27 protein-coding genes are annotated in these 25,019 nt (G+C 68.7%); 12 read left to right on the forward strand and 15 right to left on the reverse strand.

Annotated features, from left to right (window positions below; all coding sequences use genetic code 11):
* Positions 1-11 precede the first annotated feature (11 nt).
* The gene (locus FBZ83_RS00555) at positions 12-332 is read right to left on the reverse strand and encodes a heavy metal-binding domain-containing protein (RefSeq protein WP_014197078.1); all 321 of its coding nucleotides are present in this window, start codon (positions 330-332) and stop codon (positions 12-14) included.
* A 219-nt stretch (positions 333-551) separates the two neighbouring features.
* Here FBZ83_RS00555 and FBZ83_RS00560 point away from each other — a divergent pair, with 219 nt between their 5' ends.
* The 6 genes from FBZ83_RS00560 (at position 552) to FBZ83_RS00585 (ending at position 4,777) form a co-directional block, all read left to right on the forward strand.
* Entirely contained in the window at positions 552-1,187 is a 636-nt protein-coding gene (locus FBZ83_RS00560) for an XRE family transcriptional regulator (RefSeq protein ID WP_145680614.1), read from the forward strand.
* Positions 1,188-1,540: 353 nt separating this feature from the next.
* Positions 1,541-2,482, forward strand: a complete 942-nt coding sequence (locus tag FBZ83_RS00565) for a YqaJ viral recombinase family protein (RefSeq protein WP_145680615.1) — start codon at positions 1,541-1,543, stop codon at positions 2,480-2,482.
* A 30-nt stretch (positions 2,483-2,512) separates the two neighbouring features.
* Positions 2,513-3,325 (forward strand): hypothetical protein, encoded by an 813-nt coding sequence (locus FBZ83_RS00570; RefSeq protein WP_247888075.1) that lies wholly within the window; start codon positions 2,513-2,515, stop codon positions 3,323-3,325.
* A 39-nt stretch (positions 3,326-3,364) separates the two neighbouring features.
* Positions 3,365-3,691: a hypothetical protein gene (locus FBZ83_RS00575; RefSeq protein ID WP_247888076.1), complete on the forward strand. Its 327-nt coding sequence runs from the start codon at positions 3,365-3,367 to the stop codon at positions 3,689-3,691.
* Positions 3,692-3,730: 39 nt separating this feature from the next.
* Entirely contained in the window at positions 3,731-4,051 is a 321-nt protein-coding gene (locus FBZ83_RS00580; protein WP_145680617.1) for a hypothetical protein, read from the forward strand.
* Between the two features lie 90 nt (positions 4,052-4,141).
* Positions 4,142-4,777: a LysE family translocator gene (locus tag FBZ83_RS00585; RefSeq protein WP_145680618.1), complete on the forward strand. Its 636-nt coding sequence runs from the start codon at positions 4,142-4,144 to the stop codon at positions 4,775-4,777.
* 25 nt (positions 4,778-4,802) lie between these two features.
* On the opposite strand, the gene FBZ83_RS00590 is transcribed toward FBZ83_RS00585, so the two are convergent.
* On the reverse strand, positions 4,803-5,882 hold the full coding sequence (locus tag FBZ83_RS00590) for a diguanylate cyclase domain-containing protein (RefSeq protein ID WP_186465941.1): 1,080 nt from the start codon (positions 5,880-5,882) through the stop codon (positions 4,803-4,805).
* Positions 5,883-6,037: 155 nt separating this feature from the next.
* Positions 6,038-8,419, reverse strand: a complete 2,382-nt coding sequence (locus FBZ83_RS00595) for a Tex family protein (RefSeq protein ID WP_145680620.1) — start codon at positions 8,417-8,419, stop codon at positions 6,038-6,040.
* A 408-nt stretch (positions 8,420-8,827) separates the two neighbouring features.
* On the opposite strand from FBZ83_RS00595, the gene hyfB reads away from it, so the two are divergent.
* From hyfB to FBZ83_RS00630, 6 genes are read left to right on the forward strand one after another with little or no spacing between them, the layout of a single operon-like run.
* On the forward strand, positions 8,828-10,861 hold the full coding sequence (gene hyfB / locus FBZ83_RS00605) for a hydrogenase 4 subunit B (RefSeq protein ID WP_145680622.1): 2,034 nt from the start codon (positions 8,828-8,830) through the stop codon (positions 10,859-10,861).
* Entirely contained in the window at positions 10,858-11,814 is a 957-nt protein-coding gene (locus FBZ83_RS00610) for a respiratory chain complex I subunit 1 family protein (RefSeq protein ID WP_186465942.1), read from the forward strand. Before hyfB ends, FBZ83_RS00610 begins: the two co-directional genes overlap by 4 nt.
* 1 nt (position 11,815) lies before the next feature.
* A complete protein-coding gene (locus tag FBZ83_RS00615) occupies positions 11,816-12,478 on the forward strand; it encodes a hydrogenase-4 component E (protein WP_145680623.1) in 663 nt (220 codons plus the stop codon).
* A complete protein-coding gene (locus FBZ83_RS00620) occupies positions 12,475-13,932 on the forward strand; it encodes a hydrogenase 4 subunit F (RefSeq protein ID WP_145680624.1) in 1,458 nt (485 codons plus the stop codon). The genes FBZ83_RS00615 and FBZ83_RS00620 overlap by 4 nt, the downstream gene beginning before the upstream one ends.
* A gap of 10 nt (positions 13,933-13,942) precedes the next feature.
* Positions 13,943-15,484, forward strand: a complete 1,542-nt coding sequence (locus tag FBZ83_RS00625) for a nickel-dependent hydrogenase large subunit (RefSeq protein ID WP_145680625.1) — start codon at positions 13,943-13,945, stop codon at positions 15,482-15,484.
* Between the two features lie 11 nt (positions 15,485-15,495).
* Entirely contained in the window at positions 15,496-16,017 is a 522-nt protein-coding gene (locus FBZ83_RS00630; protein ID WP_145680626.1) for an NADH-quinone oxidoreductase subunit B family protein, read from the forward strand.
* Between the two features lie 7 nt (positions 16,018-16,024).
* Here the strand turns inward: FBZ83_RS00630 and mazG are convergent, their stop codons facing one another.
* The 12 genes from mazG to FBZ83_RS00690 form a co-directional block, all read right to left on the reverse strand.
* Complete coding sequence (gene mazG / locus FBZ83_RS00635) at positions 16,025-16,834, reverse strand: nucleoside triphosphate pyrophosphohydrolase (RefSeq protein WP_145680627.1); 810 nt, start codon at positions 16,832-16,834, stop codon at positions 16,025-16,027.
* Positions 16,835-17,011: 177 nt separating this feature from the next.
* Positions 17,012-17,431 carry a hypothetical protein gene (locus FBZ83_RS00640; protein WP_145680628.1) on the reverse strand — a complete coding sequence of 140 codons (420 nt, stop codon included), beginning with the start codon at positions 17,429-17,431 and terminating at the stop codon, positions 17,012-17,014.
* 72 nt (positions 17,432-17,503) lie between these two features.
* Entirely contained in the window at positions 17,504-17,773 is a 270-nt protein-coding gene (locus FBZ83_RS00645) for a hypothetical protein (protein ID WP_247888077.1), read from the reverse strand.
* Positions 17,774-17,906: 133 nt separating this feature from the next.
* Positions 17,907-18,719 carry an inositol monophosphatase family protein gene (locus FBZ83_RS00650; protein ID WP_145680630.1) on the reverse strand — a complete coding sequence of 271 codons (813 nt, stop codon included), beginning with the start codon at positions 18,717-18,719 and terminating at the stop codon, positions 17,907-17,909.
* Positions 18,716-19,246, reverse strand: coding sequence for a hypothetical protein (locus tag FBZ83_RS00655; RefSeq protein WP_247888078.1), 531 nt, complete (start codon positions 19,244-19,246; stop codon positions 18,716-18,718). Before FBZ83_RS00655 ends, FBZ83_RS00650 begins: the two co-directional genes overlap by 4 nt.
* A gap of 97 nt (positions 19,247-19,343) precedes the next feature.
* Entirely contained in the window at positions 19,344-19,628 is a 285-nt protein-coding gene (locus FBZ83_RS00660; protein WP_145680632.1) for a hypothetical protein, read from the reverse strand.
* Positions 19,629-19,800: 172 nt separating this feature from the next.
* Positions 19,801-21,060: a GTPase HflX gene (gene hflX / locus FBZ83_RS00665; protein ID WP_145680633.1), complete on the reverse strand. Its 1,260-nt coding sequence runs from the start codon at positions 21,058-21,060 to the stop codon at positions 19,801-19,803.
* Between the two features lie 52 nt (positions 21,061-21,112).
* Positions 21,113-21,361 (reverse strand): RNA chaperone Hfq, encoded by a 249-nt coding sequence (gene hfq, locus FBZ83_RS00670; RefSeq protein WP_035675971.1) that lies wholly within the window; start codon positions 21,359-21,361, stop codon positions 21,113-21,115.
* A gap of 95 nt (positions 21,362-21,456) precedes the next feature.
* Positions 21,457-22,155, reverse strand: coding sequence for an HAD family hydrolase (locus FBZ83_RS00675; protein ID WP_145680634.1), 699 nt, complete (start codon positions 22,153-22,155; stop codon positions 21,457-21,459).
* The gene (locus FBZ83_RS00680) at positions 22,152-23,015 is read right to left on the reverse strand and encodes a D-amino-acid transaminase (RefSeq protein ID WP_145680635.1); all 864 of its coding nucleotides are present in this window, start codon (positions 23,013-23,015) and stop codon (positions 22,152-22,154) included. Before FBZ83_RS00680 ends, FBZ83_RS00675 begins: the two co-directional genes overlap by 4 nt.
* Before the next feature lie 42 nt (positions 23,016-23,057).
* A complete protein-coding gene (gene trkA, locus FBZ83_RS00685; protein ID WP_145680636.1) occupies positions 23,058-24,434 on the reverse strand; it encodes a Trk system potassium transporter TrkA in 1,377 nt (458 codons plus the stop codon).
* A gap of 209 nt (positions 24,435-24,643) precedes the next feature.
* Positions 24,644-24,952 (reverse strand): hypothetical protein, encoded by a 309-nt coding sequence (locus FBZ83_RS00690; RefSeq protein ID WP_145680637.1) that lies wholly within the window; start codon positions 24,950-24,952, stop codon positions 24,644-24,646.
* Positions 24,953-25,019 lie beyond the last annotated feature (67 nt).

Consider the following 25,019-nt stretch of genomic DNA (forward strand, 5'->3'; position numbering starts at 1 on the left):
ATTGGGGGAACTCAGCCCAGCCGGACGGCCGTTCCGTTGATGGAAACCATCAGCATGCCGTTCTCCTTGCCCAGCACTTCGTAATCGATGTCGACGCCGACGATGGCGTCGGCTCCCAGCGCCCGCGCGGCGTCCTGCAGATCGGCGAAGGCGGCCTCGCGGGCGTCGCGCAGCGCGTTCTGATAGCCGCCGGCCCGGCCGCCGACGATGTCGCGGATGCCGGAGAACAGGTCGCGAAACATGTTCACGCCCAGAATCGCCTCGCCGGCGACCATGCCGAGATACTGGGTGACGGGACGGCCTTCGACGGTGTCGGTGCTGGTGACGATCATCGGTTCCTCCGGATGTGGTTTTCCGCCATCCAGATGGCGGCGCGCGCGGCCTGTCGCAATGGGTGGGGAAGGGGCGCAGGCGGAGGGAAGGGGAGTCCGACGCGATACTGCGAAATCGCAGCGCATCCTCGGCGAAATTGCGACATAAGCGAAGAAACCTTGCGCGTTCCGTCAACGTTCTCTCTTATAAGGCGCTCTTTCGGCGGGGAGGACGGCGGTATGGACGACACGCGGCGGGCGATCCTGCGCTGGATGACCGGTGTGATGGAGGCCCAGGGCTGGAGCGCCGGGGCCTGGGCGCGGCTGGCCGAGGTGACCCCGACCAACATCACGCGCTTCCTGCGGGACCCGGCGCGCGGCAGCGTTCCCAGCGCGGAGACGCTGGGCCGGCTGGCCCGCGTCGCCGGGTCGGAGCCGCGCTTCCTCGACGAGACCGCCTACACGCCGGTCGCCCGCGTGCCGCTGCTGTCGGTCGAGCAGGTGCGCGCCTTCCTGGAACTGGGGCGGCGGGCGGGCGAATCCTTCATCGCGGCGGCGCTCAGCGGCGGCGCGCGGGGCGTCGCCGTGGACCGCCCAGCCTCGCGCCGCGCCTTTGCGCTGACCATCGCCTCCTCCAGCCTGAACGCCGCCGGCGTGTTGCCCGACGACTGCGTGGTGCTGGAGCCGCTGGACGTGCTGGTCCCGCAGGCCGGCGACGTGGTGGTCACGGTGGGCGACGGAACGGTGTGCGGCTACCGCTTCTTCCCGCCGCACCTGCTGCCGGTCAGCACCGACCCCGGTTGCCGCCCGACTCCCATCGACCGTGCCAACGTCGCCGGCGTCGCGGTCCACATCACCCGCTGCCTGCGCGCTTGATCGCCCGTATTTGGCGGGAATCTGAAAGAAAAACGGCGCATTCGGCAGCCTGAAATTCTTTTCCACGGCCCCCTTTGACGCCACGAATCCATGCCCATCTGTGCCGAGTCGCCCGATTCGGTCACAGCATGACCGCGGCCACGCCGCATTCTACTTAGTTTTTTGAAAAGGTTCGAAGAATCGATCCTACGGCCAAGCCGCAGGTTCTCTTTTTGTTCTTGAATGCTGCGTGTTCGCAGCCCATATTTACGCTACTGGTTATGGTTAACGGCGATGGCGCTGCGAAGACGCACCGACTCGGGGCCGGAACAGAGGCCAGGCACGTGGGGAAACGGCTGGGGGCCGGCAGGGGAATGGCGATTACGGACGCGCAGCGCGCCGCGCGGGCAGGGCGGATCGGGTCTTCCGACGCCACCCGCATCATGGCGGGCGATTGGCTGAGCCTGTGGCGCGAGAAGACGGGGCGGTCGACGCCGGCCGATCTCGACCTCGTCGCCGCGGTCCAGATCGGCATCGCGACCGAACATCTGCATCCCCGCTTCGTGGAGAAGGCCACCGGCCGTCCCTGCGTGCCGGCGGAACGGACCTGGGTCCATCCGGAGCATGACTGGATGGTCGCCCACCCGGACTTCCTGACGTGGGAGGACGGCACGGATGGCGACGCGCCAGACATGCTTGTGGAGGCGAAATTCACCGGCGGCTTCCAGACCGATGCGGAGCTGGCCCAGCGCTACCACTGGCAGGTCCAGCACCAGCTGGTGGTCACCGGTCTCGACCGGGCCATGCTGTCGATCCTGCGCCCCACCGGCCACGCGCTCGTCCGCGTGCCACGGCGGGAGGCCGACTGCGAGCGGCTGATGACGACCTTGGACGCCTTTTGGTGGCACGTCGCCAACGACGTGGAGCCCGGCGACCCGGTGCCCACGGAGGCGCCGGCCTACGAGACTCGCCGGGTGGTCGACATGGCCCGGCACAACCGCTTCGCCGCCTTGGCGGCTGAGCTGGTCGACCGCCGCGCCGCCGCGCTCGCCGCCCGTCAGGCGGAGGCGGCCCTGAAGGCGCTGATGCCCGCCGACGCCCGCATCGCCTTCGTGGCTGGGGATGAGCCGGGCCGTGGCCTGTACCTCGCCCGCGACCGCGAGGGGCGTCTGTCGCTGCGTTACGGCGCGCCGCCGCGGCGGGCGCTCGACACCGCCGAACCGTGGCAGCCCGCCACGGCCGATCCGTCCCCTGACCCGAGCCTGGACGCTGTGCTCAGCGGCGGCTGGGGTGAGGGGAGAGACGAACGCTACTGACCAAAGGGGAACCCGACGACCATGGGACGCATGAGCAAGACCGACACCGTTGCCGAAACCGAGAAGACCGTCAGCACGGCCGCTCCGAAAATCGCCGGTTCCCAGACCTCCACCGCGGGGCCCGTCACCGTGGATGCCGCCGCGGCGGACCCCATGCATCTGTGGAACCGGCTGAAGCGGACCGACCCGAAGGCGACCAAGCCCTTCACCCGCTCCGGCGGCTTCCGCGGCACGCAGATCGACCCGACGTGGCGCCTGATGATGATGACCGAGGTGTTCGGCCCGGTCGGCAAGGGCTGGGGCTATGAGCAGATGGACTGGACCATCGCCGAACGCATGGTCTTCATCTGCGCCCGCGTCTGGTATCTCGACCCGCAGACGGGCGAGAAGTGCTGGACTGGCCCGCAGTGGGGCGGCACCGAGATGGTCCGCCGCCGCAACGGCATCGAGGCGCCGGACGACGAGTGCTTCAAGATGTCGATGACCGACGCGGTGGGCAAATGCCTCGTCCAGCTCGGCCTCGCCGCCGACGTCCATATGGGCCAGTTCGACGACAGCAAGTACCGGGAGGAGGCCGAGGCCTTCTACGCCGCCAAGTCCAACCCGGACCTGCAGCCGGCCGCCATTGCCGCCTTCGAGGAGGAGATACGCAAGCGGCTCGGCGCCTGCCTGGACCTGGACGACCTGGAGGAACTGTGGCGCACCGGCGCAGGCACCCGCCTGCGCGAGATCGGCACGGTGGACCGCACGGCCCAGCACCGCATCACCAGCCTGTTCGCCCAGAAGAAGGCGGAAATCCTGAAGCAAGACGACGACGAGGGCGGCGATCTGGAGGCCGCCTGAGCCACGCCACTCCTGCGGCGTGGAAGGGAGAAGCCCTGTATGACACCCGCAAGCACGACGACCAAGCACACCCACGCCGAACGCTCGCCCAGCGGCCTGTTCCGCATGAGTTCCTGGGAAGGCGAGATGGAGCGCAGCCACCCGCAGCTTCCGCGCTGGTACTGGAACGAGGCGGAGCGCCGCAAGCAGTATGCCCGCTGGGTCGAGGCGGAGGCGGAATCGCTGGCCCTGCGGCTGGCCGGGCTGCTCCGCCCCGACACCCCGGCGGATTCCGCCGGCCCCGCCCGCCTGCTGGTCGAATCGCTGGCCCGCGACGCCGAATGGGCGCGCAGCCTGGAAGACCGGCTGCTCCGCAGCGCCGCGTGATCGAAAGGCCGCCTGATGTTCAAGAAGGATGCACGCGCCATGACCATCGAAGAGGTCCAGTCCCGGCTGCGCGCGGCCCACGCCCGGATCGGGCATGAGGGACGCTTCGCCCTGACGCTCACGCTGAACGGGACCGAGGACGGTTACATCACCCACTGGTTCCGCCCCGACCCGCACGCCTTCGAGGACTGCCGTGCGGTCGGTTCCGGGTCGATCGCCGAGTGCCTCGCCGCCCTCGACCGTTATGTCGAGGCCTACCGGCGCCAGCCGACGACCGAGGAGGTCGGCCGGACGATCGGCCTGCCGGACCTGCCGCCGCGCGCCCACCACGGCGCGAGCTTTCTGATGGCCGCGGAATGAAGCCGGGCGGGACGCCGCAACCAATTGGTGGCTGACGATCGCGCCCGCCACCCCTAAACTGCGGCCTTCCCGATCAGCGGAGCCGTGACCATGGATGGGTCCGTTCTTGCCCTTTTGAGCGTTCTCGGTGCCCTGGCCATCGGCGCCATCAGCCCCGGCCCGAGCTTTGTCCTGGTGGCCCGCACGTCCATCGCCGTGTCGCGCCGCGCCGGGCTGGCCGCCGCCGTCGGCATGGGGATCGGCGGCGTGGCCTTCGCAACCCTGGCCCTGCTCGGCCTGCACGCCGCGCTGACCCAGGTCGGGTGGCTCTATCTTGCCCTGAAGATCGCGGGCGGCCTCTACCTTGTCCATCTGGCGGTGCGGATCTGGCGGGGGGCGGCGGAGCCCATCCGCGTTCCGGACGGGACGGCCGAGGCGGACGGTGTCCTCCGGTCCTTCGGGATCGGTCTGGCGACCCAGATCAGCAACCCGAAGACCGCCATCGTCTACGCCAGCATCTTCGCCGCCCTTCTGCCGGCTTCACCGCCGGGCTGGGTCCTGCTGGCACTGCCGCCCTCCGTGTTCCTGGTCGAGGCGGGCTGGTACGCCATCGTCGCGGTGGCCTTCTCCGCCGGCCGCCCCCGTGCTGCCTATCTGCGGTCCAAGACGTGGATCGACCGGCTGGCCGCCTCGGTCATCGGTGCGCTGGGCGTTCGGCTGGTGATGGACGCGGCCACGCCATCCTGAGGGCCAACCCAGACCGCTGCACCGGTCAGGCGGTGCCCAGCTCCAGCCGGTTCTTGCCCAGGCGTTTGGCCCGGTACATAGCCTGATCGGCGCAACGCAGCAGCACGCCGGCGTCGGCACCGTCCGACGGGTAGAAGGCCATGCCGACGCTGGCCGACACCGACAGGTCGAGGCCGGGAATGGGACGGTCGATGCAGTCGATCACCTTCTCCGCCACCGCCCGGGCGTTCTCGACGGAAATGTCTCCCTCCAGCAGGACGGCGAACTCGTCGCCGCCGATGCGGGCAGTGGTATCGCTGCTGCGCAGGGCGCTGGACACGCGTTGCGCGGTGGTCACCAGCACCTCGTCGCCCTTCTGGTGGCCGTGGGTGTCGTTGACCTCCTTGAATCCGTCAAGGTCGAGGAAAAGCAGGGCGAAGCTCCTGTCCTCACGCTTGGCGCGGGCGATGGCGTGCTCCAGCCGGTCTTCGAAGCGGATGCGGTTGCACAACCCGGTCAGCGCGTCGTGCCCGGCGAGGTAGCGCAGCCGCTCCTCCAGATGGTGCTGGGCCGTGGTGTCGCGGGCGATCCCCTCGATTCCGATGGGCCGCCCGGCGGGATCGCGCCGGATGTAGGCGTTGGCGGAAATCCAGAAGACGGTGCCGTCCTGCCGCCGCATCGGCATCCGATGGTCGCGGACCTCGCCGCCCGCCTCCTCCAGCGCCGCGAGGAACTTGGCGCGTCCGTCCGCCTCCACGTAATGGTCGGCGATGCGGGTGCCGATCACCGTCTCGGGGGCCAGCCCGAACTCCCGCGCGAACTGGGGAGAGGCCATGCTGATGCGACCGTCCAGGTCGGTGCGGAAGAAGGAGTCCGGCAGCTTTTCGATGACCGAGCGAAGGTCGGCCTCCGACTGCGCCAGCCGCTCCAGCGTGGAGCGCAGGGCGTCCTCCGAGCGGGTGCGCCGCCGGAACTCCTGGCGCAGGAAGCCCCACAGCGCCAGGGCGGTGAACAGGACGAAGGCCGTGCCCTTGACGTTCTGGATCAGCACCACCTCGCCCAGCCCGGCGGCGTCCAGAACGCGGTCGGACCCCACCACCCACGCGGTGGCAAGGCCCGTGTACAAGCCGACGATTCGGGTTGCCGAAGAAAGCATGGGCGCAACTGCGGTTGGCGTCGGTGCAGACTAGCCTTTGGCGCACGAACCGTCCATGGGAAGAGTACCGGAGTGTGCCGGCACCCGCCCCATGACACGCGTCCCGCTGGGCGCCCGTTGCGGCCTTACCGCTTCTTGCCGGCCTGCGCCCGCGCGAAGGCTTCGGCGAAGGCGTTGTTGATGGGCTCCGGCGCCTTCGCGGGTTTCGGAGCCGGCTTCGGAGCCGGGCCGCCCTTGCCGGGCGGCGGGCCGCGGCGGTCGTCACGGCGCCTGTCGTCGCCACGCTGGCCTTCACCCCGGCCGTCCCCGCGACCCTGGCCCTTTTCCGGGCGCGGGGCGGCGTCGGTCAGGCGCATGGTCAGGCCGATGCGCTTGCGCGGGATGTCGACCTCCATCACTTTGACCTTCACGATGTCGCCGGCCTTCACGACGGTGTGCGGGTCCTTCACGAAGCTGGTGGACAGCTGCGAGATGTGAACCAGCCCATCCTGGTGCACGCCGATGTCCACGAAGGCGCCGAAGGCGGTGACGTTGGTCACCACCCCTTCCAGAACCATGCCGGTCTGGAGGTCCTTCAGCTCCTCGACCCCCTCCTGGAAGGTGGCCGTCTTGAACTCCGGACGCGGGTCGCGGCCGGGCTTCTCAAGCTCCTTCAGGATGTCCTCGATGGTCGGCACGCCGAACCGCTCGTCGGTGAAATCCTCGGCGTTCAGCCCGCGCAGGAAGCGGGCGTCGCCGATGACGCTGCCCAGATCCTTGCCGGTCTTCTTCAGGATGCGCTCGACCAGCGGGTAGGCCTCGGGGTGGACGGCGGAGGTGTCCAGCGGGTTGTCGCCCTCGCGGATGCGCAGGAATCCGGCGGCCTGCTCGAACGTCTTTGGGCCGAGGCGCGCCACGTCCAGCAACTGCTTGCGCGAGCGGAAGGCGCCGTTGCGGTCGCGGTGCTCCACAATGTTGCGGGCGATGGTCTCGTTCAGGCCGGACACGCGGGTCAGCAGCGGGACGGACGCCGTGTTCAGGTCGACGCCGACGGCGTTCACGCAATCCTCAACCACCGCGTCGAGCGAACGGGCGAGCTTGCCGCCGGACACGTCGTGCTGGTACTGGCCGACGCCGATGGACTTCGGCTCGATCTTCACCAGCTCGGCCAGCGGGTCCTGGAGGCGGCGGGCGATGGAGACGGCGCCGCGCAGGCTGACGTCCAGCTTCGGGAACTCCGCCGCCGCGGTCTCCGACGCGGAATAGACCGACGCGCCGGCCTCGCTGACCACCAGCTTGGTCAGCTTCAGCTCCGGGTGGCGCTTGAACAGGTCGGCGACCAGCTTGTCGGTCTCGCGGCTGGCCGTGCCGTTGCCGATGGAGATCAGCTCCGCCTTGTGGCGCACCGCCAGGGCGGCGATGGCGGCGATGGCGCCGTCCCAGTCGTTCCTCGGCTGGTGCGGGTAGACGGTGGCGGTGTCGACCAGCTTGCCCGTGGCGTCGACCACGGCGACCTTCACGCCGGTGCGGATGCCGGGGTCGAGGCCGATGGTGGTGCGCGGGCCGGCCGGGGCGGCCAGCAGCAGGTCGTGCAGGTTGCGGGCGAAGACGCGGATGGCCTCGTCCTCGGCGCGCTCGCGCAGGTCGCCCATCAGGTCGGTCTCGACATGCGGGCCGATCTTCAGCTTCCAGGTCCAGCGCACCACGTCGGACAGCCACTTGTCGGCCGGGCGGCCTTGGTCGCGGATGCCGGTGTGGGCGGCGATGGTGCGCTCGGCCGGGTGGGGCTGCCCCTCCTCGACCGGCAGGTCCAGGCGGATGTCCAGAACGCCCTGCGACCGGCCGCGGAACAGCGCCAGTGCGCGGTGCGAGGGCACCTTCGCCCAGGGCTCGTCGAAGTCGAAATAGTCGGAGAACTTGGCGCCCTCGGCCCGCTTCTCCTCGATCACCTTGGCGGTCACCACGCCCTTGTCGGCCATGGTGGCGCGCAGCCGGCCGACCAGTTCGGCGTCCTCGCCGAAGCGCTCCACCAGGATGTGGCGGGCGCCGTCCAGCGCCGCCTTGACGTCGGCCACGCCCTTGTCGGCGCTGACGAAGCCGGCAGCCTCGGCGTCCGGCGGAAGCGTCGGATCGGCGAGCAGACGGTCGGCCAGCGGCTCCAGCCCCGCCTCGCGGGCGATCTGCGCCTTGGTGCGGCGCTTCGGCTTGTAGGGCAGGTAGAGGTCTTCCAGGCGCGTCTTGGTGTCGGCCTGGCGGATCTGCAGTTCCAGCTCCGGCGTCAGCTTGTCCTGCTCGCGGACGGAGGACAGGATCGCCGCGCGCCGGTCTTCAAGCTCGCGCAGGTAGGACAGCCGTTCCTCCAGCGTTCGCAACTGCGTGTCGTCGAGCCCGCCCGTGGCCTCCTTGCGGTAACGGGCGATGAAGGGAACGGTCGATCCTTCGTCGAGCAGCTTGACGGCCGCGGCGACCTGGGATTCGCGGACCGAAAGCTCGTCGGCGATGCGTTGGCTGATGGACGTGGACGGCATGGAGGACCGGTGACTGATGAAAGGGAAGGGTGCCTCCTATAGCGCGAAGGGGGCCTTCCCGGCCAGTGCCGATCTAGGAGAGGCGGGGGAGACCGATCCGGAGGCCGGTCCGGAGTGGACGCGCGAGTCCGGAACCCGATTCTTGCGAAAAAGTATAGTCAAAGAAAAACTCCGCGCGATTCATGCGTCGTTAACCTTAACGGGCGCATATCTTCCCCTGCAACTTGGTTGCGTTTCCTCCCGAACAGACTCCGGCGGCTCCCGATTTGGTGAGCCGCCTTTTTTCTGTGCGCGTGGCGCCCAAAGCACGCGCATCCACGAGATGAACACGACAGAGTTTTTCCCCTTGCGTTCATTGGGAGAAACATCCTTACTGATTGTGGGTCTAATCCAAATGGATTCGCTGCCTTGGGACTGGTCGTTTCGGCAATCGCCTTTCTGTTCGCAGTGGCCGTCGTCGGCGCCGCGGCGAAGCGGCTGCCGCAAGCACCCACGGTGGTCTATGGCGGAACGGCGGCGGCCTGTGCGCTGATCGCGCTGTGGGCAGCGCTGCGGCTGGCCGGGGGCGGGGCGGACGCGGACTTGGTCCTGCCGGTCGGACTGCCTTGGATCCAGGCCCATCTGCGCGCCGACGCGCTGTCCGCCGTCTTCCTGATCGTCGTCAACCTGGGCGGCATCACCGCCAGCCTGTTCGGCTGGGGGTACGAGCGGGCGCATCACGAATCCCATGGTGCTTCTCAGGACGGCCCGGTCCTGCCGCTCTACCCGCTGTTCCTGGCGGGCATGAACATGGTGCTGATCGCCGCCGACGCCTTCACCTTCCTGCTGTCCTGGGAGTTCATGTCGCTGGCCTCCTGGCTGCTCGTGCTCTCCACCCACCGGGACCCGGAAACGCCCAAGGCGGCGCACCTCTACCTCCTCATGGCGAGCTTCGGGACGGCCTGCCTGCTGCTGGCCTTCGGAGTGTTGGCGACGGCGCACGGCGACTACAGCTTCGCCGCCATCCGCGCCCACGCCCCGGCGGCCGGGGCCGCGGCGTTGGTCGTGGCGCTGATTCTGCTGGGGGCTGGGTCAAAGGCCGGGCTGGTGCCGCTGCATGTCTGGCTGCCGCTGGCCCATCCGGCCGCGCCCAGCCACGTCTCGGCCCTGATGTCCGGGGTGATGACCAAGGTCGCCGTCTACGCGATGATCCGCGTGCTGTTCGACCTGCTGGGCGAGCCGGAGTGGTGGTGGGGCGGGGTGACCATGGGATTCGGCGCGCTGACCGCCGTGATGGGCGTGCTCTACGCGCTGATGCAGGACGACGTGAAGCGGCTGCTCGCCTATTCGACGGTGGAGAACATCGGTGCCATCGTCATCGCGCTCGGGCTGGCGCTGGTCTTCAAGGCCGCCCACACGCCGGTGATCGCCGCGCTCGCCCTGGCGGCGGCGCTGCTGCACGTCGTCAACCATTCCCTGTTCAAGAGCCTGCTGTTCTTCGCGGCGGGCGCCATGCTGACCGCCACGGGGTCGCGCGACCTGAACCGGCTGGGCGGGCTGATCCACCGGATGCCGACCACCGCCGTCCTCGCCCTGATTGGCGCCGCGGCGATCTCGGCCCTGCCGCCGCTGAACGGCTTCGTCGGGGAATGGCTTCTGTTCCAGGCCATCCTGAACGCCCCGGCCTTGTCGGAATGGTCGCTGAAGATCGAGATCGCCGTGGTCGGCGCCGCCTTGGCGCTCGCCACCGCGCTCGCCGGCGCCTGCTTCGTCCGGCTCTACGGCATCGCCTTCCTGGGCCGCCCGCGGTCGCGCGCCGCCGCTGAGGCGGTCGAAGTCGGGCGGGCGATGCGGCTCGGCATGGCGGTCCCGGCAGTGCTCTGCGTCGTTCTCGGCGTCCTGCCGACTCCGCTGATCCGCCTGTTCGAGCCGGCGCTGCGCCTGCTGGTGGAGGCCGGGCCGTTCGACGGGCGCGCCTACCAGCCGTGGTTCTGGCTGGCCCCGACCTCGGCCATCGGCAACTCCTACAACGGCCTGATCATGCTGGTGGTGATCGCGCTGCTGTCGGTCGTGCTGGTCCTGGGCATCCACCGCAAGGCGAGCGACCGGGTGCGCTGGTCGATCCCCTGGGGCTGCGGATTCGACGGGCCGGACCCGGCGGCGGTCACCCAATACACGGCCTCCAGCTTCGGCCAACCGATCCGCCGCGCCTTCGGCAGCACGGTGTTCCGCGCCCGCGACCATGTGGACATGCCGGCGCCGGGGGACACGCGGCCCGCCCGCCTGTCGGTGACCTGGACCGACCCGGCCTGGGTCGTGGTGGTGGAGCCGCTGGCCCGCGCGGTGGGGTGGCTGGCCGAGAAGGCCAACCGGTTGCAGTTCCTGACCATCCGCCGCTACCTGACCCTGATATTCCTGGCGCTGGTCGTGCTGCTGGTGATGGTGGCGGTGACGCAACGATGACGCCGCTGCTCGCCACCCTGTACCAGATTCTGCAGATGCTGCTGGTGCTGGCCCTGGCGCCGCTGCTGACCGGCTGGGTGCGGCTGGTCAAGGCGCGGCTGGTTGGGCGGCGGGGGCCGTCCGTGCTCCAGCCCTACCGCGACCTGCTGCGGCTGCTGCGCAAGGAGGTGGTGCTGGCGCGCAACGCCTCCTGGCTGTTCCGCGCCGTGCCCTACATGATGTTCACGGCGATTTGGCTGGCCGCCGGGCTGGTGCCGGTTTTCACCACGCAACTGGCCCTCGCCCCGACGGCGGACCTGATCGCGCTGATCGCCCTGCTCGGCTCGGCGCGCTTCTTCCTGGCGCTCGCCGGAATGGACACCGGGACGAGCTTCGGCGGCATCGGCTCGTCGCGCGAGATGATGATCGCAGCGCTCGCCGAGCCGGCGATGCTGATGATCGTCTTCTCGGTGGCGATCCTCGTCCGCAGCACCTCTCTGGCCGAGATCGCCGATTTCATGATGTCCGGCGCGGTCGGGCTGCGCATCTCCCTGGCGCTTGCGCTGATCGCCCTGGTCATGGTGGCGATCGCCGAGAACGCGCGCATCCCCATCGACAACCCGGCCACGCATCTGGAGTTGACCATGGTGCACGAGGCCATGGTGCTGGAGTATTCCGGCCGCCATCTCGCCCTGGTCGAAGCGGCGAGCATGCTCAAGATGCTGCTCTACATGGCGCTGATCGCCTGTGTCTTCGCGCCCTGGGGCATGGCCACCGCCGGGTCCGGCGTGGCGGCGGCGCTGGGCGGCGTGGTCGTCTTCGTGGCGAAGCTGGCCGTCGGCGGGACCCTGCTGGCGCTGTTCGAGACCTCCATCGCCAAGATGCGCGTCTTCCGGGTCGGCGAGTTCCTGGGCGGCGCCCTGCTGCTGAGCCTGCTCGGCGCGATCTTCCTCTACGTGTCGCGGGGGGTATGAGGTGAGCGACCTGGGCTATGACGCCGCGCACATGCTGGGGGCCGTCGTCCTGCTGATGAGCTTCGCTCTGCTCTACCAGCGGCGGCTGTTCTCCCTGCTCAACGTCTTCACCCTGCAGGCGCTCGCCCTGACCGCGACGGCGGCGTGGCAGGCCTATTCCCACGGGGAGCCGCACCTCTACATCACAGCACTCCTGACCCTGGTCCTCAAGGCCATCCTGATCCCGGTGGCGTTGCACCGCATCATCGTGAAGATGAAGATCCACCGCACGATCGAGCCGGCGCTGGGCATCGGGCTGACCATGGTGGCGGGCGTGTCGCTGGTCACCCTGTCGATCCTGCTGGTTCTGCCGGTGACGGCCGACGCCACCGCCCTGACCCGCGAGAACCTGGCGCTGTCGCTGTCGGTCGTCCTGCTCGGCCTGCTGATGATGATCTCCCGGCGCAACGCGGTCAGCCAGGTGGTCGGCTTCATGTCGATCGAGAACGGGCTGATCCTGGCGGCGGTCGGCGCGGCCGGCATGCCGCTGGTTGTCGAGATGTCGGTGGCCTTCTCCGTCATGGTGGCCTTCATCATCTTCGGCATCTTCCTGTTCCACATCCGCGAGCGGTTCGACACGCTCGACATGCAGAAGATCGAGAGCTTCCGGGGGGAAAGCGATTGAGCGTCGTCGCCGTCATCGTCGCCACCCCGCTGATCGGCGCCGCCGTCCTCGCCCTGGTTCCCGGCCACCGGCTGGGCGCGCGGCTGAACATCGGCTTCTCCGCCGTCACGCTGCTGGCGTCCCTGGTCCTGTTCGGGCTGGAGCCGTCGAGCGGCGCGCTGTTCGTGGTGGACGCCTTCAACATCTACCTGATCGCGCTCACCGCCTTCGTCGGGCTGACCACCAGCGTCTTTTCCGCCGGCTACATCGCCCACGAGATCGCAGTGGGCAAGCTGGACGAGCGCAAGCTGCGCTTCTACCACGCCATGTACCAGGCCTTCATGTTCACCATGCTGCTGGCCCTGTCGGCCAACAACCTGGGCGTCATGTGGGTGGCGGTGGAGGGGGCGACCCTGACCACCGTGCTGATGGTCAGCCTGTACCGCACCGCCGCCAGCATCGAGGCGGCGTGGAAATACTTCATCCTGTGCGGCGTCGGCATCGCGCTCGCCTTGTTCGGCACCATCCTGATGTACATGGCTGCCCAGCCGGTGATGGGACCGGGCATGGCGGCGATGACCTGGACGGAACTGATGGGCCACGTCGCCAAGATCAGCCCGGCGATCCTCAACCTCGCCTTCGTATTCCTGCTGATCGGCTACGGCACCAAGGTCGGTCTGGCGCCGCTGCACGCCTGGCTGCCGGACGCCCACGCGGAGGGGCCGACGCCGATCTCCGCCGTGCTGTCGGGCCTGCTGCTGAACGTGGCGCTCTACGCCGTGCTGCGCTTCAAGATGCTGCTGGCGGCGAACGGGCAGGCCATCGCGCCGGGGCCGCTGATGATCGCCATGGGGCTGGCCTCGCTGCTGCTGGCCGGGCTGATGCTCTACCGGCGGCGCGACGTGAAGCGCTTCTTCGCCTACAGCTCCATCGAGCATATGGGCATCATCACCTTCGCCTTCGGCATGGGCGGGCCGCTCGCCAACTTCGCCGGGCTGCTGCACATGGCGATGCACAGCCTGACCAAGTCGGCCATCTTCTACGCGGTCGGCCACGCCGTGCAGGTGACGGGGACGCAGCGGATCGAGCGGATTTCCGGCCTGACGGTCAGCCATCCGGCGCTCGGTTGGGGCCTGCTGGCCGGGGTCGTGGCCATCGCCGGGTTGCCGCCCTTCGGCGTGTTCATGAGCGAATTCCTGCTGGTCACCAGCACCTTCGCGCGGCAGCCGCTGCTGGCCCTGCCGCTGGTCGTTGGCATCCTGGTCGCCTTCGGGGCGCTGGTGCTGCGGGTCCAGCAACTGTGCTTCGGCGCGCCGGGCATGGTGGAGGGCAGCGGCGTTCCGGTGGCCGAGGTGCCGCTGCAGGGGACGCTGGTTCCGCTCTACGCGCATCTGGCGCTGGTTCTGGTGGCGGGGGTCTGGCTGCCGGGGCCGCTGGTCGCGTGGTTCCAGGCCGTCGCGGCGCTGCTGGGGTAGGGGAGGCGGCATGTACGGGGAAGAACCGCTGTTCGGCCTGTTGAACCGCATTGGCACGCCGGTGGAGGGGCACCGGCCCTGGCCGCGCTACCGGCTGGGCCGCGACGGCTGGCTGCGCCTGATCGAGGGGCTGGCGGGCAACGGCTGGAGCCTGCTCGGCCTGTGGGGGGAACCGAAGGCGGTCCACGCCGCCTTCCGCGAGGATTTCTCCGGCGACGTCGCGGTGGTCAGCCTCGACTGCCCGCAAGGCCGTTTCCCGAGCCTGAGCGCCGTGCGCCCCGCCGCCAACCGGCTGGAGCGCGCCGCCCACGACCTCTACGGCTTGGTGGCGGAGCGCACCACCGACCCGCGCCCCTGGCTGGACCACGACGCCTGGGGCGTGCGCCGTCCCCTGTCGGAGCAGCCGGCGGCCCCGGTTCCCAGCCCCGGCCCCTACACCTTCCTGCCGGTGGAAGGCGAAGGGTTGCACCAGATCCCGGTCGGCCCCGTCCACGCCGGCATCATCGAGCCCGGCCATTTCCGCTTCACCGCCAACGGCGAGACCGTCGTCCGGCTGGAGGAGCGGCTCGGCTACGTCCACCGCGGGGTGGAGGGGCTGATGCAGGGCAGGCCGGTGGCGGAGACGGCGAGGCTGGCCGCCCGCATCTCCGGTGATGCGACGGTGGCGCACAGCCTCGCCTTTGCCCGCGCGGTCGAGGCGGCGCTCGGTGTCGAGGTGCCGGCGCGGGCGGTGTGGCTGCGCGCCCTGATGGCCGAACTGGAGCGGATCGCCAACCATCTCGGCGACATCGGGGCCATCTGCAACGACGCCGCCTTCGCCTTCATGCTGGCCCAGACCAGCCAGTTGCGGGAGCGCGTGCTGCGCACCGCGGACGCCTGCTTCGGGCACCGGCTGATGATGGACCGGGTGATCCCCGGCGGCGTCGCCACCGATTTGCCGGAGCGCGGCGCGGGCCTGCTGCTGGAGCTGGTGGCGGAGCTGCGCAAACGCTTCCCACCGCTGGTCGCGGTCTATGACGGCAAGGCGTCCTTGCAGGACCGCACGGTCACGACGGGATTCGTGTCCGCGGAGCTGGTCACCCGCTTCGGCGCCGGCGGTCACGTCGGACGCGCGTCCGGCCGCGACCAGGACGCCCGCCGCAGCCCTGGCTACGCGCCCTACGACGAGCTGAATTTCGAGGTGCCGGTGCTGACCGAGGGCGACGTGAACGCCCGCGTCTGGGTGCGCATCCGCGAGGTGGAGCAGTCCCTGTCGCTGATCGAGCAGATCGTCACCCGCCTGCCGGCGATTTCGCGCGGCCTCGACCACCCGTCGGTCCCGCTGGAGGCCGGCCGGGGCGGGGAGGGCATGGCCTTGGTCGAATCCTTCCGCGGCGAGATTCTGACCTGGGTGCGGCTGGACGGGGAGGGCATGGTCGCCCGCTGCCACCCGCGCGACCCTTCCTGGTTCCAGTGGCCGTTGCTGGAGGCGGCCATCGGGGGAAACATCGTCGCCGACTTTCCGCTGTGCAACAAGTCGTTCAACTGTTCCTACGCGGGACACGACCTGTAAGGAGGCCGCCGATGCTGAAGCACATCCTGACCTCCCTGACCGGCGGCCCTGTCACCGAGGCCGCGCCTGCCCCCGCCGATGCGGCTTTGGCGGAGCTGGCCGGACAGTTGGACAAGGCCGCCAAGGTTCGGCTGGGCCGCAGCCTGTCGATCCGCGAGGTCGACGCGGGGTCCTGCAACGGCTGCGAGCTGGAAATCCACGCGCTGAACAACCCGATCTACGATCTGGAGCGCTTCGGCATCCGCTTCGTGGCCTCGCCGCGCCACGCCGATGTCCTGCTGGTCACCGGTCCGGTCGCCCGCAACATGCGCGAGGCACTGATCCGCACCTGGGACGCCACGCCCGGCCCGAAATGGCTGGTGGCCTGTGGCGACTGCGCCGTCAGCGGCGGCCTGTTCGCCGGCGGCTACGCCTGCGTCGGTCCGGTGGAGGAGGTGCTGCCGGTGGACCTGCGCATCCCCGGCTGTCCGCCACGCCCGGCCGATCTGCTGGCCGGCCTGCTGGCCTTGCTGGAGACCAGCGCGGGGCGGTGAGGGCGGGTCAGGACTCGCCGCGTTCCTCGCGCTTGGCCTGCTGCCAGAAGGCCTCCATCTCGTCCAGCGTCGCCTCCTTGGGGGTGCGGCCCTGCTCGGACAGAAGCGCCTCAATGCGGTGGAAACGGCGTTCGAACTTGGCGTTGGTGCCGCGCAGCGCCGATTCCGGCTCGACCTTCAGGCGGCGGGCGAGGTTGACCAGAGCGAAGAGCAGATCGCCCAGCTCGTCGGCCACCCGGTCCGGGGCGGAGCCGCTGTCCATCTCATGCCGCAGTTCGCGGACCTCCTCCTCGATCTTGTCGAGGATGTCCCGCGCGTCGGTCCAGTCGAAGCCGACGCGGGCGGCGCGGTTCTGCAGCTTCAGGGCGCGGGTGAGGGCAGGGAGACCGGCGATGACGCCCTCCAGGGCGGACGGGGCGCGGCCTTCCTCGGCGGCCTTGGCGGCGCGCTCCGCGGCCTTGTGGTCCTCCCACCGCGAGGTCTGCATGTCGGCGCCCTTGACCTCCTCGGCGCCGAAAACGTGCGGGTGGCGGCGGATCATCTTGTCGGCGATGACGCCGGCGACCTCGTCGAAGTCGAACAGATTCTCTTCGCGGGCCATCTGGCTGTAATAGACTACTTGGAAGAGCAGGTCGCCCAACTCCTCGCGCAGCGCCGGCATGTCGCCTTTTTCGATGGCGTCGGCCACCTCGTAGGCTTCCTCGATCGTGTGCGGCGCGATGGTGGCGTAGGTCTGCTCCAGATCCCACGGGCATCCGCCGTTGGGGTCGCGCAGGCGGGCCATGACGTCGATCAGGCGGTCGATGTTGCGGGACATGGGAAGGTCTTCTTCGGCAGCGGGATGGAATGGGTCAGCGACCTTAGCGGACCCGTACCAGCGAGAAAAGAGCGTGCGCCCCGCCGGAGCATTAAAATCATATAAGCGAGATTATGGAAAATAAGTTTGTGAAGAAGCGAGGAGGGCGCCTTTGGCAGCCCTCCGGTTCGTGCTGCTTCAGCCTCCGCGGAACCCCTTCAAGCTTTCAGCGGGTGGCTGAGGTGGAAAATCCGCGCCGCGGGCGGCCTGGATCAGCGATTCCAGGAAGGTCCGGTACGGATCGCCGGAAGTCTTTGCGGATTCCGCCGGCTCGATCGGCCCGTCATAGCCGCTGGCGCTCGGACTAAGCGCTCCATACTCGGAGTTCTCCAGGGTCGGCGACAGAAAAATCGAGTGGGTCGTCGTCTCCGGCTCGCCGACGTGACGTTGGGAGGGCTTCAGCGAGAAGTTCCCATCAGCGTCCGGCATCGACAGGATCATCACGCCATGCTCCACCGCCTCCTTGTCCCGCGCGTTCTGCCGCGCGTCGTTGTCGAAGGCGCTTCGTGGGTAGACGCTCTCGATGCTTGAGGGATCGTGGATGTTGGCCGTCTGCATGGATCACCCGCCGTTGTTGCGTTGGTCCAACACATGGTGGCGATGGCGGGTTCCGAGGGATCGCGGGCCTTTTCACTCCATGGAATGCGCGTGCGTGGCGGGCCGCGGCTTCCGACGCTGCGGCGGTGCCACGCTGAGCACCGGTTCGGCGTCGATCGCGCGAACCACCTCGTGATCCAAGGCGGCGTCCGCGGTCTCGGGCTCGGTGGAACACTGTGCCGCGTCGGCGGCCAGGACCGCCGCTCCGCCTGAAGGCTGACATTCGGCGATGCGCTCCGCGCAGGCCGTGGGCGCCAGCAGTGACGCCACCAACAGCACGCGCTTTAGGGCACTGGCCTTCATGATCGGGCGCTCCGCAAGGCTCACGGCGGCCGTTTCCGGCATCCTGTCACTATAAGGCCGCCTTACCCAGGGAGTTCCCGCCGAATCCGGTCCCCGCCGGAGGACGTGTGCGGTAGTCCGGTGCGCGTTCCCCTTAGCCGAACAGATGCCGGTGCATCGCCTCCCAACTCGCACGGTCGGGGGTCAGCATCACCCCACCGTTGAGGGCGGTCGGACGATAGGGCGAGCCGTCGAACAGCGCGCTGTAGCCGCCGGCCTCCGCGTGGAGCAGAACGCCAGCCGCGTGATCCCATGGCATCAGCCGGTGGTACATCGAGAAATGCGCCCGGCCGTCGAGCAGGCGCAGATACTCCTGCGCGGCGCTGGACAGGCAGACGCGCGGGCCGAGGGAGCGGCCGCGCTCGTCGAGCTGGCGTCCCAGATCCTCCGCGCAGAAGCGCGTCGACAGGGCTCCGGTCATCTCGGCCAGGGAGACCGCCGGGGCGACCGTGACGCGCTTGCCGTTCAGGTGGGCGCCCTGCCCTTTCACCGCCGTGGCGATGCGCCCGTCGCACGGGTCGTAGATCCAGCCGGCCACCGTCTCGCCACGGCAGGCCAGGGCGATGATCACCGCGAACAGCGGGCGCCCGTTCGCGAAGTTCAGGGTGCCGTCGATCGGGTCGATGATCCAGACCGGCGCATCGCCGTGGATGCGGTCGAGCAGGGACTTGTCCTCGGAGACGGCCTCCTCCCCCACCACCGTGCTTCCGGGAAGCAGGTCCAGCAGGCGCGGCGTCAGGGCGCGCTCCCCCGCCTCGTCGGCCAGCGTCACGAGATCGGCCGGACCGGTCTTCTCACGGATGCCGGCGTTCGCCAGATCGCGGAAATAGGGAAGGATTTCGCTTTCCGCGACCTCGCGGATGATCGCGGAGACGCGGTCGACGTCGGGAATCGGAAAATCTGTCACGGTTTCGGTGCCGCTTTGTTGGATCGGGGGTCGAGTCTCAGAACCGTTCCGCCATCCTTCGGCGGTTCCGGCAGCATGACTTTGCCGTCCAAGCCGCTGTCTTTCAACGCTTTGACCAGCGCGTCATAGGTGGCTTGATCGGCCGCGGGGTTCGGGGCGGGCGGCGTGCCGGTCGGCGGGCCGGGGTCCGGCGGCTTGCGCGGCGCGTTCGGATCGGGCGGGGACTGCGGCACGTCGCGCGCCTCCCGTGTTTCCTCCTTGGGCGGCGGCGGGGGCGGACGCCACAGGCGGAAGCAATCGGTGAAGGTCGCTTCCTTGCAGGCTTTCAGCAGTTCCTTCGGGTCCGGCGCCACCACCAGCGGGCCGGGCGGCGCTGGAGGAAACTCCGCAGGCTCCGGCGGCAGGGGGTCTTCCGGGGCGACCGGTGGCTCCTCCACGAATCCCGGCGGCAGCACCCGCTCGGCGGCGGAGGCGGTGCCCGCGAAGGCCAGAAACGCCAGGGACAGGAGAGCGATCGGTACGCGCAAGGGAATCCGGAAAAAGAAAGCGGGCCGAGCGTCCATTATGGCGCCCTGCCCGCTGCATAGCCACGGACAAATCCTTGTCCCGGCACAGCCGTCTCCGTCAGGAGCGCGGCAGGCTTTCGCTCGGGGTGGCGTGCAGCGCCCAGGCGGCCAGTTCGGACCGCAGGGCGGCAATCTTGCCGCTTTCCGTCGGGTTGGTTTCCTTGCGCCAGGCGTCGCTGATGATTTCCAGCAGACGGGCGCGTCCGGCGGTGTCACGCGACAGTTCCTGGATGCGCAGCACCGCGGCACCGGGCGACAACTGCTCCTGCCGGGCGACCAGGGTCACCTGATCGGCCAGAAAGGCGGTGATCGAGAAGTGTGTAGGATCGGTCTGCAAACGCATAGGCGGGCCTCCTCCCGGGGATAACCCATCGGCTCCCCGTGTCGAATATCGGGGGCGCGTTGGGAAAAGGCTACACCTCGGACGTCGTAGGACGGGGCTGAAATCGGGCGCGTCATGTCGTCGCATGTGCACGAACGAATTATGACGCGCCCGACTCCTTTATGGCGAAAGATCAGCCGTGCACGAACCGTTTCTCGAAACGGGCCAGATCCGCCGGGTCGATGGCCACCTGGATGTGGGCCTGGAGCTCGTCGTCCCGCCGCTCCAGCACCTCACCTTTTGCATAGAGCCACGCGAGCGCCGCCCCATCCCCCAACTCGACCGACAGGTCCACCACATGGCGGTGGGCGTTCATCCGCTGGTCAAGCAGCCGGTCGAGATCGGCGATCCCCGCCCCGGACAGGGCGGACACCGCCACCGCGCGCGGGTTGCGGGCTGTCTGGGCCAGGATCGCCTCACGCGACTCCTCGTCCAGCGCGTCGATCTTGTTCAGCACCTCGATCACCCGGTCGTCGGCGTCCGGGTCGATGCCCATGTCGCTCATGACCTCGTGCACGTCGGCCTTCTGGGCCTCGCTGTCCTGGTGGGACACGTCGCGGACGTGCAGGATGATGTCGGCGGCGTCCACCTCCTCCAGCGTGGCGCGGAAGGCGGCGACGAGGCCGTGCGGCAGGTCGGAGATGAAGCCCACCGTGTCCGACAGGATCACCTTGCGCCCGGACGGCAGCGTCACCTGACGCATCGTCGGGTCCAGCGTGGCGAACAGCAGGTCCTTGGCGAAGACGTCGGCGTTGGCCAGCCGATTGAACAGCGTCGACTTGCCGGCGTTGGTGTAGCCGACCAGCGCCACCACCGGGTATGGCACCTTGGCGCGGGCCTTGCGGTGCAGGCCACGGGTGCGGCGGACCTCCTCCAGCTCCTTCTTGATCTTGACGATGCGGTCGCCGATCAGGCGGCGGTCCATCTCGAGCTGGGATTCGCCGGGGCCGCCGAGGAAGCCGAAGCCGCCGCGCTGGCGTTCCAGGTGGGTCCAGGAGCGGACGAGGCGCGACTTCTGGTAGGTCAGGGCTGCCAGCTCGACCTGGAGCATGCCTTCACGCGTGCGGGCGCGGGCGCCGAAGATCTCCAGGATCAGACCGGTGCGGTCGATGACCTTGACCTTCAGGGCCTTTTCCAGATTGCGCTGCTGCACCGGCGACAGCGCGTGGTCGAGGATGACGAGGGACGCCTCCGTCTCCTCCACGATCTGGGCAAAATGCTCCACCGTCCCCGACCCGAGAAGGATCGAAGGCTGCGGGCGGTTCACCCGCGCGCATTCGGCGTGCACGACCTCCAGATCGATGGCGCGGGCAAGGCCCACCGCCTCGTCCAGGCAGGATTCGGGATGGCGCAGGACCCCGTCCGCCTCATTGCGGAGGACGGGGTGGACCACGATGGCGCGGCCGGAGGCATCAGGCGTCCGGCCGTTGCCATTGGTCGAAAGATCAGACGTTTTCACCTTCCTTGGGCGGCTCGAAGAGTTGGATCGGATGCGCGGGCATCACGGTGGAGATGGCGTGCTTGTAGACGAGCTGCGAATGCGCGTCGCGCCGCAGCAGAACCGAGAAGTTGTCGAACCAGGTGATGATTCCCTGAAGTTTAACACCGTTCACGAGGAACACGGTCACGGGAGTCTTGTTCTTGCGGACGTGGTTGAGGAACACGTCCTGCACATTTTGGCTTTTTTCAGACATTTTATGTCGCCCCCTTCTTCAGTGTTTTTTGGGGCCCCTTGTTAGAAGCCCGCCCCCTGCAGCGATAAGGTCATGGTTGGTCGCAACCGTCTCGACTACTGGTCATCCGATATGGTGTCACCACCGCTGCCCACCAAGCCGCACAATGCATGGCAGGTGTCGTACCGATGGGCCGGAGGGAAGCGGGTGAAGCCGCTGCCCTCGCCCGCCCCTATTAGCACCGGGACCATTCCCGCGCCATGGGCACATTCCATGTCGATGTCGGCGTCCCCCACGAACCAGACGTCCGGGCCCGGCGGAATGTTCGCCGGTTCCAGCGCCATGAGGACCGGCGCCCGATGCGGCTTGTCGAATTCGGCGTCATGGGCGCCGACCAGACGGCCGAAATAGCCGGTCCAGCCCAGCGCGTCGGCCTCCGCCCGCAGGAAGCGGCCGGTCTTGTTCGACACCACCGCCTGGTAGATTCCGCGTTCGGCGAAGCCGCGCAGCAGCGATTCCGCGCCCGGCAGAGCGCGGAGATGCTCCAGGTGATGGGATTCGAAGTAGGCGTAGAAGAGATCGCGCGCGTCGGTCCAGCGTTCCCCGAAGATGCGGGGGAAGCTGTCGCGCAGCGACTGCTTGATGCGCTCGCGCGCCTCCTCCTCGGTCCAGGCCGGATGGCCGAAGGTGATCAGGGCGTGGTTCAGCGCGGCGCGCACGGTGCCCCAGTTGTCGACCAGCGTGTTGTCCCAGTCGTAGAGGACGGCGCGCGGCAACACGGGCAGGCGGTCGATGACGGCGGCGGCGTCGCTCACGACGGCACCCCGGCGGCCACGTAATCGAGATAGGCCTGACGCAGCGTCCGGGTGACCGGCCCTGGCCTGCCCTCGCCCACCGGCTTGCCGTCGATGCGGGTCACCGGCAGCGCGAAGGTGCCGGCGGAGGACACGAAGGCCTCGCGGGCGGCGAGCGCCTCCTCCACCGTGAAGCTGCGCTCCTCCACCGGGATGCTGCGCTCCCCGGCCAGCCGCAGGAGCGACAGGCGGGTGATGCCGTTCAGGATCTTCTGCGACGGGGCGCGGGTCACCAGCACGCCGTCCCGGGTGACGATCCAGGCGTTGGAGGAGGACCCCTCCGTCACCGTGCCGTCCGGATCGATCAGCCACGCCTCGTAGGCGCCGGATTCGGCGGCCTGCTGCTTGGCGAGCACCGGGGCGAGGAGGCCGACCGTCTTGATGTCGCGCCGGCCCCAGCGGATGTCCGGCACGGTCACGACGGCCACGCCCTTCTCGAGCTGCTCCGGCTTGGCGAAGGCGGTGACCCGCTTGACGGTCATCACCAGGGTCGAGGGGACGTTCGCCGGGAACTTGAAGTCGCGCGGGGCGACCCCGCGGGTGACCTGGAGGTAGAGCGACCCGTTGCGAACGCCGTTCCGCCGCACCAGCTCGCGGGCGATCATCGTGACGACGCGCGGGGCCGCCGGCCAGTCCATGCGCAGCTCCGACAGGCTGCGGCCCAGACGCTCCATATGGCCGTCCAGGTCCGCGAAGCGCCCGTCGAGGAGGGTCACCACCTCATAGACGCCGTCGGCGAACTGGAAGCCGCGGTCTTCGACATGGACCGCGGCCTGCCGGTGCGGCAGGTAACGGCCGTTGACGTATGCCCATCGAGCCATGGAAGTTCTTTTTGTTGGTGCCAAAAACGATACGGGAGGCGATCAGAAGAATTCAAGCCGGACGGCGAACATCTTCTCCACCTTTTTCACCTGACCGGCGGTGGCCAGGATGATGACGCGGTCCTTGGGGCGGATCACCGTGGCCGGGCGCGGGATGATCACCTCGTCGCCGCGCACGATGGCGCCGACGATGACCCCGGAGGGCAGTCTCACCTCGCGCAGCGGCGTGTTCACCACCGCGGAGGTTTCCAGCGCCTCCGCCTCGATCACCTCGGCGAAGCCGTCGCGCAGGCTGTGCACCGCGCGGATGCGGCCCCGCCGGACGTGCTGGAGGATGTTCGACACGGTGATGGCGCGCGGGCTGACCACCGCGTCGATCCCCAGCGGCGACACCAGCGAGGTGTAGGACGCCTTGTTGATCAGCGTGATGGCGCGCTTCGCCCCGTGCCGCTTGGCGAGCAGCGAGGACAGGATGTTGCCCTCGTCGTCGTTGGTCACGGCGACCACCGTCTCGGTGGCGCGGACGTTGGCCTCTTCCAGGATTTCCGGGTCCAGCCCGTCGCCGTGCAGCACCATGGTGCGCGACAGGCGCTGCGCCACGAACTGGGCGCGGCTGCGGTTCATCTCGATGATGCGGGCGGTGACGTGGGGGTACTTCGCCTCCAACTCCTCCGCCAGGCACAGCCCGATGTTGCCGCCGCCCAGGATGATGATGCGGCGGGCCTCCACCTCCTCGTGGCCGAAGGCGGCCATGGCACGGTTGAGGTGGCGGTTGTCGCAGGCGAAATAGACCTCGTCGCCGGGCAGCATCTGGTCGTCGCCGCCGGGGATGAAGGAGCGGTCGTTGCGGATGATCGCCACCACCTCCAGCCCCAGGTCGGGGAACAGGCCGGTCAACTGGCGCAGCGGCGTGTGCAGCACCGGGCAGGTTTCCGTGCACAGCACGCCGACGACGCGGACCTTGCCGTCCGCCAGAGGGATCATGTCGAAGGCGCCCGGCACCTGGAGCCGGCGGGCGATGGCCCGCGCCACCGCGATCTCCGGCGAGATGATGACGTCGATCGGCATGTGGTCGCGGCTGAACAGGTCCGCCCAGATCGGCTTCAGATAGCTCTGGTTGCGCACGCGGGCGATCTTGGTCGGCACCTTGAACAGCGCGTGCGCGACCTCGCAGGCGACCATGTTGATTTCGTCGATCTGGGTGACCGCGATGATCATGTCGGTCTCGCCCGCCCCCGCCGCCTCCAGCACGTCGGGGTGGGAGGCGTGACCGACCATGGCCTGCACGTCGAGCGTGTCGCTGATCCGCTGGATGAGTTCCGGCGAATGGTCGATCACGGTGACGTTGTTGCCTTCGGACGCCAGATAGCGCGCGATGTTCGAACCGACCTGCCCGGCTCCGCAAACGATGACCTTCACGGCCTATGCACCCTTCCCCGCCCATTTTCCAGGCACTCAGGCCGAGGACATTACCATTTTGCGGTTGGACGCACCAACTCTATGTTTGCGAAGGGAAATACGGGCCAACGCTGGAAGCCTGGGGCGGAAGAAGGGGGACGAAGGCGCCGTGCCCATCCCCCCTCCCCGACCGTCATTGCGAATCCCGGACCGGTGCGCCGGTCCCGGCGTCAGCTGTTGTCGATCGTGTAATAGAACTGCGTGACGACCCCGTCCGGAGCACCGTCCCTTCGGGTGTCGAAATTGAAGTCCTGCGACCGGCCGTCGATGTTGACCGATCCCTGGAAATGGGCGGGCCCGCTGAAGTTCACACCGACCAGCAGGAGCTGGTTCACGCCGGCCTGCAGGTTGCCGGTCAGCACGACCTGTTCATTGATCGCTTCACCGCCGCCAATGCGGTTGTAAACCTGAGCCCCATTCAAATAGGCAACAAGCTGGTTGTCGGTATAATTGACAGTCAGAACGGCTGTTGTCGTCATTTTACGGTTCCTCCTCAAAGAAATAATGTTTTTTCGGTCGTTGAGCGCGCCCACAAACAATAAATAT

It is taken from the genome of Azospirillum brasilense, from assembly GCF_007827815.1.
In the GTDB taxonomy this organism is placed as follows: domain Bacteria; phylum Pseudomonadota; class Alphaproteobacteria; order Azospirillales; family Azospirillaceae; genus Azospirillum; species Azospirillum brasilense_C.